We start from the raw sequence: 8,739 nt of genomic DNA on the forward strand, positions 1-8,739 counted from the left end.
TATCAGCCGCACATAAGCCCCTCAAGGCACGTTCCAGGTCCTCGACCGCGCCCCGATCGTCGTTACGCTCTGCAACTTCGGGCGTATGGGGACCAGTTGAACCAAGGGGGCCGCCGGGCCCGCCGCCTGTGCACCGGCGAACCCCCGGCCGGACGCCCGTTCACGGGGCGGACACGATGCCCGCACGTGTCACACACGTCACCCACGAGGAGGAGTTCACTCACGCGGTTTGGAGGTGCCCATGCCATCATCCTCGGGTGACTGGGACAACACCGACACCGGCCGACCAGCTCCCCCTCGACGGCGCCGCGCTGGCGTCCGATCCCCGCATGCTCGCGGCGGTGCGCGCGATAGGCACCCGCCACGGCATCGACTACACCGACGACGACGCGGTGACCGCGCTGCTCACCGAACGCCGCGCCGCCCTGCGCTCCGCCGAACGCGGTCCGCTGGTCTGGCTGGGGGCGCTGGCCCTCGTCATCGCGCTGCTGCTGCCGTTCGCCGCGTCCACGGCGTCCACGCAGGCCGCGAAGGCGAGCCTCGCCGCCTCGGGTCCGCTGCTGGTGATCGCCGTGGCGGCGCTCGTGCGGGTACGGGACCACTGGAAGCAGGAGTTGCGGCATCCGGCACTCGCCGGGTACCGCGAGGTGCTGGGTGTGGCCCGGGCGCACGGCCTGGCGCTGGCGTATGCGCCGGGCTGGCTCGAGGGCCGCCGGAAGGACTCGGCCGGGGCGTGGTCCGAGAAGGCGGTGGCGCCGATCCCGTCGTACGCGTCCGTCGAGCCGCAGGCGGGCACGGCCGACGGGGAGGCCCTGCCGCACCCGGCCGAGGGTCCGTCGGCGGTCGGCCCCGCGGCCCAGGTCCCGGCGAAGTCCCAGGCGGTCACCGAGTACGAGACGATCGCCGGCCAGGGCGGCTGGCACGACGAGACGGGCTGCCTGCTGGTCCTCGCCGCCGGCGGCGGCGCGGTGTGGGGCGCCACCTCGGACACGCCCGCCGGCTACGGCGCCCTGGTCCTCATCCCCCTGGCGATCCTGGTCTGGCTGTTCGGCAGGCGCCAGGGGCTGGAGAAGGAACGCCTGCGGGCCGAGGCGCTGAGCTACGTCAGGGCGGTCAGGGCAGCGCAGGCTGCGGGCGCCCCGGTTCCCGAACTGTCCACTCCGCTGCGGGCGTTGCTGGACGATTAGCCGAGGGACGACACCTCGGGGAACGGGGCAGAGCGTGGGCGGTTCGGCCAGAGGGCGGCGTCCGAAGGCAGCCGCCGGGGCCCTGCGGTACGAGCACCGGCCGCGGGTGCGGGGCACCGGCCGGGTGAAGGCCCGCCGCGGCAAGCGGGACTTCGTCGTCGGGTCCCTCTTCGTCGCGTCGGTCGTGGGTCTGATCGTCCTGCTGGCCGTCCTCGACAGGGCCTGGGGCGACGCCACATGGCGCTGGGCGGCGGACCGCTGGCCCGGCGGGGCGTACGGCTTCGCGGTGTGCCTCGGCGTCGCCGCCCCGTGCCTGTTCGCCGTCTCGCTGTGGGCGCTGAGCGGGACGACCCGCCGCTCCTGGAGGACCGGACCGGCCCGCGCCCTGGCCCGCGCCGTCCTGGCCGTCGCGACGGCCGCGCCTCTCCTGCCCTTCGTCACCCTCGCGTGGAACGCCACGGACGACGGCGAGGGCCGGGCAGGCAGCCGGAACGGCCCGCCGAGCTGGGCGTTCCGCCACTGCCCCTGGCTGTGGCTGGTGGGACTGGCCACCACCGTCGTGACGGTCGCCGCGCTCGTGGCGCTGGCCGTCATGGTCGTACGACGACGCCCCGACCCCGCCCCACCCGACACCGCAAAGCCATGACCACCCCACCCAGCACCGCGAAGCCATGACCGCCCCACCCGACACCGCGAAGCCATGACCGCCCCGCCCACCCGCCGAACCGCCCACCACACGCCGCACCGCACACGGAGCCGCAGACCACCCACGCCGCACCCACCGCACACGGAGCTGCACACAACCCGCCCCGGCCCGCCGTGAGACCTTCACCGTCCCCCGACCGCCCCCGCACGTCCGGCCTGGCGAAACCGCCTGCCGCACCGCTACCTTCATCATCTTGACGTGAACCTTTCGATCCTGGGCCGCACGGGGGTAGGCATGGCTGACAGGACGCGGGCAGACCTGGACACCATCAGGGACTGCTCCGACTCGTTGTTCCGGATTCACCGTGAATTCAAGGAGCACGGAAATCCGGCCGACGAATTCCGCGACGATCTCGGCAGCGACCGGCTCCGCGATGTCTTCGACGACTTCTCCGACACCTGGAAGAAGACGCGGAAGAAGCTCATGGAGGACATAGAGAACCTCGCGGAATACACCAAGACCGCGGCGGACACGTACGACGACGTCGACCACAAGGTGGCCCAGGCCCTCCGTGACGCCCGCAAGAAGGGAAAGAAGTGACACGCCCGCGCGACTGGGAGCCCCTGCACGACGGCGATCCCATACCCGGAGACCCGTACGAGGTCGCCAGGCTCGGCAAGAAGCTGCGCGGCATGGCCGACGAGATCGAGAAGCAGGCCGGCAACATCAAGGCGCTCGCCTCCGTGGAGGGCTGGGACAGCGACGCCGGCCGCGCCTTCCACGAGATAGCGGACGGCACGTCGGGCAGGCTGAAGCGGGCCTTCGACCGCTACGACGAGGCCGCGAAGGCGCTCGGCACCAAGGTCGTGGACGGCGGCGAGTCCAAGGAGTACGCCAGCGAGCTGCACCGCGCCCAGAAGATCGCCGACAAGGCGCTGAGCGACTTCCGCGAGGCGGAGGGCGAGCACAAGAGCGCCCTGTCCGGGCTGGACCAGTACCGGGACACGGTGCCCAGCAAGGACGACGTCACCGACCGGACCCGGCTGGTGAAGAAACGTGACGCCGCGTGGAACGTCATCCGCGAGTGTCACAGCGAGATCGGCCGGGCGAAGATCATCCGCGACGACGCCGCGAAGGCCGCCGCGCAGCACATCAAGAACATCATCCATCACGACGGCGTCCGTGATCCCGGCGGCTTCATGAACTGGCTCGCCGACTGGGCCGACATGTTCGCGAACCTCTCGGCGGTCTTCTCCGTCCTCGCCGTCATCTGCGCGTTCGTCCCGCCCCTGCAGTTCCTCGCCCCGGTGTTCGCCGGGCTCGCCATCGTCACCAGTGCCATGGCGCTCGCCGGGCACGTCTACGACATGACGGTGCGCGGCGGCGAATTCAACGGCGTGAAGCTGTTCTTCGACACCCTCGGGGTGATTCCGGGCGTCGGCGCGCTCAAGGGTTTCACCGCCCTCAAGGGACTCAAGGGCCTGTCCAGGCTGCGCGGCCTGCGGTTCAGCGGCGCGGCGGCCATGGGCGGCGTCCGTTTCAAGTTCTTCAACGGCGTCGCCGTCACCGCCGTGAACTTCGTCCTCACCAAGGCCGGCAAGGCCGCCATCCCCGGCGAGAAGATCACCGCCGCCATCAAGGGCGGCAGCTTCGTCAACGCCATGGTGAAGGTGTTCACCGGGCACAACGGTGAACGGACCGGCGACCCCGGCGACCACCCGAGAGTCACCCCGAGCCCGTCGCCCCAGGCGCCTCCACGGCCGGCGTCCGCGCCCTTCCACGCGGCGCTCGCGCACTAGCACGCCCCTCACCCCGATGGACTGCCGTCACCGTCACCGCCGTACCGGCGGGGCGGGCCGGCGGGAACCCGAACTGCCCAGCGAGGCGGACAGCCGATGAGCACAATCACGACAGAGACCGCAGCCACGTCGGTGGTGGACGGCGAGGCCGTACACCTCCGCTGGATCATGCCGGAGGGCTTCTTCGAACTGCCGATGGACGTCGAGTCCATCGAGGAACTGGCCGACGAGCTGATCGAGTTGGCCCGCGACGTGATGCCCGGGGCGCCGGCCGACCTGCAGTACCAGTGGGCCGCCCTGTGCGCCGGGAACTACGACACGTTCATCGAGGCGGGCGTGCAGTACGCCGGCTTCGTCATCACCGAGGTCGACGGAACCCGCTGCACGGCCACCGTGCACGTGTCCCTGCTCGACACCGCGGAAGAGGCCCGCTTCAACCCCGTGCACGCCACGGTCGGCGCCCTGACCGCGCTCGGCCAGGGGGAGGTCGCCGAGATCAGCCTGCCCTGCGGGCGGGCCGTGTCCTGGATCGGCACGCGGCAGGCGGCCATCGACGCCGCGCTCATGCCCTCCGGTCACGACGAGCCGTTCTGGACGTCGTTCATCCAGGTGCAGGTGCCGCTGCCCAACGGAACCGCCGTAGTACTGGAGATGGTGACGTCGACCCAGGAGGGATGGGAGGTCTTCTCCGCGATGTTCGCGGGCATCCTGAAGAGCCTCTGCTTCTTCGACGACGCGGGCAACCCGCTGGGGCCCGAGGCATGACCGGCCCCACGGACGCCCGGCCACCGGAGGACTACCGGCTGCTCGTCCCCCGCGACTGGTTCCGCATCGACCTCACCCTGGAACGCTGGCGGCCCCAGCTGAAGACGTTCGTCGACCGGCAGACAGCGGGCCGGCCCGTGTCCGCCGAGGCCAGGCGCGAGCTGTGGACGACCCTGCGCAACACCGCCGAGAGCGGGGTGGCGCGGGGCGCCCTGGAACTCTTCCTGCGCGCGGAGGCGGGGTCCGCGATGCCGGCGACCCTGCTGGTCTCGCTGCTGCCGATGCGGGGAGCCCTGAACACCCCGCCGAAGGAGTTCGCCGCTGCACTGGCGACCCGCCGCGGCGACAACGCGGACATCACCGTCGTCCCCCTCCCGGCGAGCGACACGGTCCGCGTGACCACGGCGACGACCCTGGACCTCTACGTCCACATGCCCGCCGACAGCGGCTACCTGCTGCTGGCCTTCACCGCCCCGCTGACCGGCATCGCCGGCCCGATGGGCGAACTCTGCGCGGCCATCGGGGGGTCGTTGCGGTGGGTGTGAAACCGATGACTCCCGCAAAGCCCGACCCGCCGAGCATCCGCCGGGGTGCGCTCGGCCGGAGGGCGTCGGTGGCCGGCGCCCTCGGAAACGATCCGAACACATCCGGTGCGCCGAAATGTCCCTCTAGAACCTCAAATAACCGTCCGTCAGGCGAGGTTGATCCTGGCGTACCGCTCGGCCTCGCCTATAACGTCAGAGTTCTTGACTCACTTCTTGTCTCACGGGGAGCCCAGTGTGAAGCGCCGACCTTTGCCCATCGCTGCCGCACTTGCCGCAGCCGCCCTACTCACCGCCTGCGGCGGCAACGACAACTCCAAGGACAACGACAAGATCGCCGGCGCGGACGACGGAAACACTCCCGCCTCCGCGTCGCCGAGCGCAAGCGACTCGGCCGAACGCCCCGAGATCACACTTCCGAACGACCTCAAGGACACCTTCGAAAGTTGGAAAACCGGTGACGCGACCGAGGACGCCGTCCTCGCGGACGTGGCACAGCGCATCGACGCCACCAACTACGCCATCACACAAGGAGATGTCGACCTTCCGGCGCTCTCCTTCTACTACAGCGGTACCGCCCTCGCCGAAGCCAAGGACTGGGTTCAGTCCATCACGAAGGACGGATACAGCATCACCGGGACCAACCGCTACTACAACGCCAAGATCGAGGTGTTCGATTCCGCGTCAGCGGGCGTCGTCTACTGCGAGGACCAGGGCAAGGCCTTCGCCAAGGATCGCAAGACCAACAAGGTCCACAAGACCGAGGTGACGAACAACTCCTACGTCCTCTACTCAACTCGCGTGGAAAAGAACGAGCAGGGTGTCTGGCAGACGACGAAGCTCACTTCTCAAAGGGGCCACAAGTCATGCACTCCGTGACGTCACTCAAAAGGATCACCTTGGCCGGCCTGCTCGCGGGGGCTCTCACCCTGACCGCCCCCGGCGTCGCGTTCGCCGACTGGCCGCCCAGCAGCGGCACACAGGGACGCACTGAACAGTCCGGAAGCGCGAGCGGAGGAACCCTGACCTCCCGGGTCACATTCTCCGGCTCGGTACGCGGGAGCGGCACCAGCTCGTCGGTACGGCCGGTGACGAACTGGACCCCGCCCGCGTGCTGGTATGAACCGCGGAGTGCCGAGGACTTCGCGCGGTACGTCGAGGACATGTACACCGAGACGGTCAACACGCCGGGCCAGCACAGCTACGCCAAGACGTCCGTCGGCATGTTCCGGAACGAGTACAAGGACGGCACGTACAAGAACTACAACCTCGACATCAAGGACGAGGGCAACTGGTGGGTCGCGGTCGTCGACGAGGACCGCTGGATGGAACCCGCGGCACAGGCCTGCAACAAGCAGCCCTTCTGGGTGGAGAACGGTGACGCACCACCCGTGGACAACGCGGTGAGCCCCCAGATCCTGGCCGAACTCGCCTACAACCGCATCCAACTCCCCTCCACCGAGGTGACCCTCGCGCCGCAGGGCACCACCAAGGTCAACCTGGCGACCTGGGCCTGGCTCGACGACGCCAAGTTCAAAGAGGTCTCCGTGACCGCCTCCCTCAACATCGCCGGTCTCAACATCCAGGCCACGACCACCGCCAAACCGGTCGCCCTGAGGATCGAACCCGGCACCCCCGACGCCACGACCTACCCCGGCTCGGGAATCTGCCGGGCCAACGCCGACGGCTCCGTGGGGGAGCCCTACGCCAGGGGCAAGGCCGAGCGGACTCCGCCCTGTGGGGTCAAGTATCTGCGGTCCTCGGGCAAGGGCACCTTCAATCTCCGGGCCACCGTCACATGGCAGATCTCCTGGACCGGCACTGGCAACCCCCAACCGACGGGGCTCCCCGACGGCACCTTCGGCAACGACCAGGCGGTCACGGTGGAGGAGATCCAGTCGGTCAACCGCTGACACCCCACCGACCGGCCCGGCGGCCCCACCAACCGCCGGGCCTGCGACGGGGCCCGCTTCCCGCAGGACCAGGCGGAGGCAGGACCAGGCGGAGGAGCCGTTCGCTGGCGAACCCACGCAGCCCGTCGCTACCGTCAGGACACTCGACCACCATCTGCCTCACGCGAAGTCCCACTGTGCGGCCGTGACGGAGACCGGAAGACGACATGAGCGACCTGCGCCTCGAAGACACCGTCTTCGAACACCTGAAGAAGACCTTCTCCTCGATCAGCGACCGCATGGAGGACGCCCGCCGCGATCTGCGCAGCGCCGACGCCTCCGCCGTCGGTGAGGCCAAACTCATCGAGGACGTCCAGGACTTCGCCGACGACTGGGGCTACGGCATCAAGCAGCTCGGCAAACACACGCACGGTGCGGTGAAGATGATCAACACCATCGGCGACACATTCGACAAGCTCGACCAGGAACTCGCCGAATCGCTCAAGGTGAAGAAGAAGGGCAAGTGACGTGACCGGTAAGCGGCCGGCCTTCCCGCACATCGGGTGGGACCCCACCCCGGGAAACGTGACGGACACCCGGGAACTCGCCAAGCGGCTCGGCGGTCTGGCCGGCGAACTGGGCACGGCGGTGCGCGAGCTGGAGCGGATAGAGTGCGGCGCCTGGAAGGGCAAGACCGCGATCGCGTTCACCGAGTACATCGGCGAGGACGTCACTCCGCTCATCCGCAAGAGCCACGAATCCTTCGACAAGGCCTCGCGGGCGCTGCACCGGTGGGCGGGCGAACTCCAGGACTTCCAGGACGAGGCGGACCGGCTGGAGAAGCTGGCCGGGGAGAAGCTCAGCGCCCAGGACAAGGCCAAGGCGGAGGCCGGCAGCGAGGGCAGCGACGAACTCGGCGAGGCCTCCAGCGCCGTCAACGAGGTCATCAACAAGGTCCACGACCTTGAGGAGCGGTACAAGCAGGCCGCGCGCCAGATAGGCAAGGAACTCGACAAGGCCGCGGACATCGCCCCGGACGAGCCCGGTTTCTGGGACAAGCTGGGCAAGGGCATAGCGGACGCCTGGAACGCCACCGGCGACTGGCTCAAGGAGCACGCCGACCTCATCAAGATGGTGGGCGACGTACTCAGCAACGTGACCGCCGTACTGGGCATGCTGGCCATCGCCACGCTCCCTTTCCCTCCGCTTGCGGCCATTTTCGGCACGGCCGCGCTGATCGGCAGCGGCTTGTCCCTGGCGGCCCACGGCATCGCCATGGCCGCGGGGGCGGACGTGAGTTGGATGACCCTGGGCACCGATGCGCTCGGCCTGCTTCCGGGCATCGGGATGTTCGGCAAGGGCATCAAGGTTGCCGGTGCGACGGCCAGGGGGGCCAGGGCCGCGGCGACGGCGAAGGCCGGCCTGCTGGGGAAGGGATTCCGGGTCACGGAGCTTGGTCAATCACGCATCCTGATGTCCATGGGCGCTGCGTCGAAAGACCTCGACGGGGGGCTCGGACTGGCCGGCTTGGTAAAGATCGGTGGAAAGTCCGAGTTCGTCTACGAGGTCTCACACGCAGGTAGCGGGCTGGCATCGCGCATGGGCGGCCTGGTCAGTGCCGGCTACCACGAAGGGCAATGGATCGGCACCAAGGGGATCAACACCTTCACCAAGTGGAACGTGGACCCGATAAGCGACATGGGCCGGGTCATCGACGGCAGCCTCAAGATCGCCCCCAAGGCCATCACCAACATCAAGGACGCCGTCTCCGGCGATTAGCCCGACGACGACCAGTGGGGCAGAGCACAGGGAGTGAGTCTTTCCCGGTAAGCGGTGCTCGCTGAGTGTGATCACATCGCGAGTGGCGCGGCAGGGCCGGGCATCCCCAAGCCAGGGCAGACGTAAGGC

Annotated in this window: 10 protein-coding genes; all 10 read left to right on the top strand. The window is 69.1% G+C overall.

Annotation, left to right across the window (positions count from 1 at the left end; genetic code table 11):
• Nucleotides 1–257 precede the first annotated feature (257 nt).
• The 10 genes from ACIRFL_RS18185 (at nucleotide 258) to ACIRFL_RS18230 (ending at nucleotide 8,610) form a co-directional block, all read left to right on the top strand.
• Complete coding sequence (locus tag ACIRFL_RS18185; protein ID WP_404029451.1) at nucleotides 258–1,187, top strand: hypothetical protein; 930 nt, start codon at nucleotides 258–260, stop codon at nucleotides 1,185–1,187.
• Between the two features lie 34 nt (nucleotides 1,188–1,221).
• Entirely contained in the window at nucleotides 1,222–1,833 is a 612-nt protein-coding gene (locus ACIRFL_RS18190) for a hypothetical protein (RefSeq protein ID WP_404029453.1), read from the top strand.
• Between the two features lie 294 nt (nucleotides 1,834–2,127).
• Complete coding sequence (locus tag ACIRFL_RS18195) at nucleotides 2,128–2,433, top strand: hypothetical protein (RefSeq protein WP_404029454.1); 306 nt, start codon at nucleotides 2,128–2,130, stop codon at nucleotides 2,431–2,433.
• Nucleotides 2,430–3,632, top strand: a complete 1,203-nt coding sequence (locus ACIRFL_RS18200) for a putative T7SS-secreted protein (RefSeq protein ID WP_404029456.1) — start codon at nucleotides 2,430–2,432, stop codon at nucleotides 3,630–3,632. Before ACIRFL_RS18195 ends, ACIRFL_RS18200 begins: the two co-directional genes overlap by 4 nt.
• A 96-nt stretch (nucleotides 3,633–3,728) precedes the next feature.
• The gene (locus ACIRFL_RS18205) at nucleotides 3,729–4,397 is read left to right on the top strand and encodes a hypothetical protein (protein ID WP_404029458.1); all 669 of its coding nucleotides are present in this window, start codon (nucleotides 3,729–3,731) and stop codon (nucleotides 4,395–4,397) included.
• Nucleotides 4,394–4,942, top strand: a complete 549-nt coding sequence (locus ACIRFL_RS18210; RefSeq protein ID WP_404029460.1) for a hypothetical protein — start codon at nucleotides 4,394–4,396, stop codon at nucleotides 4,940–4,942. Before ACIRFL_RS18205 ends, ACIRFL_RS18210 begins: the two co-directional genes overlap by 4 nt.
• 234 nt (nucleotides 4,943–5,176) lie before the next feature.
• Nucleotides 5,177–5,818 (top strand): hypothetical protein, encoded by a 642-nt coding sequence (locus ACIRFL_RS18215; RefSeq protein ID WP_404029462.1) that lies wholly within the window; start codon nucleotides 5,177–5,179, stop codon nucleotides 5,816–5,818.
• The gene (locus ACIRFL_RS18220) at nucleotides 5,806–6,852 is read left to right on the top strand and encodes a hypothetical protein (protein WP_404029464.1); all 1,047 of its coding nucleotides are present in this window, start codon (nucleotides 5,806–5,808) and stop codon (nucleotides 6,850–6,852) included. Before ACIRFL_RS18215 ends, ACIRFL_RS18220 begins: the two co-directional genes overlap by 13 nt.
• Nucleotides 6,853–7,058: 206 nt before the next feature.
• Nucleotides 7,059–7,358, top strand: a complete 300-nt coding sequence (locus ACIRFL_RS18225; protein ID WP_404029465.1) for a hypothetical protein — start codon at nucleotides 7,059–7,061, stop codon at nucleotides 7,356–7,358.
• A 1-nt stretch (nucleotide 7,359) separates the two neighbouring features.
• Nucleotides 7,360–8,610, top strand: a complete 1,251-nt coding sequence (locus ACIRFL_RS18230) for an enoyl-CoA hydratase/isomerase family protein (protein ID WP_404029467.1) — start codon at nucleotides 7,360–7,362, stop codon at nucleotides 8,608–8,610.
• Nucleotides 8,611–8,739: the final 129 nt, after the last annotated feature.

This window comes from Streptomyces sp. NPDC102462 (assembly GCF_044765425.1).
In the GTDB taxonomy this organism is placed as follows: Bacteria; Actinomycetota; Actinomycetes; order Streptomycetales; family Streptomycetaceae; genus Streptomyces.

Excerpts from the sequence above, each read along its gene's own strand:
- ACIRFL_RS18210 (WP_404029460.1), top strand. The coding sequence starts at position 4,394 with ATGACCGGCCCCACGGACGCCCGGCCACCGGAGGACTACCGGCTGCTC.
- ACIRFL_RS18225 (WP_404029465.1), top strand. The coding sequence starts at position 7,059 with ATGAGCGACCTGCGCCTCGAAGACACCGTCTTCGAACACCTGAAGAAG.
- ACIRFL_RS18220 (WP_404029464.1), top strand. The coding sequence starts at position 5,806 with ATGCACTCCGTGACGTCACTCAAAAGGATCACCTTGGCCGGCCTGCTC.
- ACIRFL_RS18205 (WP_404029458.1), top strand. The coding sequence starts at position 3,729 with ATGAGCACAATCACGACAGAGACCGCAGCCACGTCGGTGGTGGACGGC.
- ACIRFL_RS18195 (WP_404029454.1), top strand. The coding sequence starts at position 2,128 with ATGGCTGACAGGACGCGGGCAGACCTGGACACCATCAGGGACTGCTCC.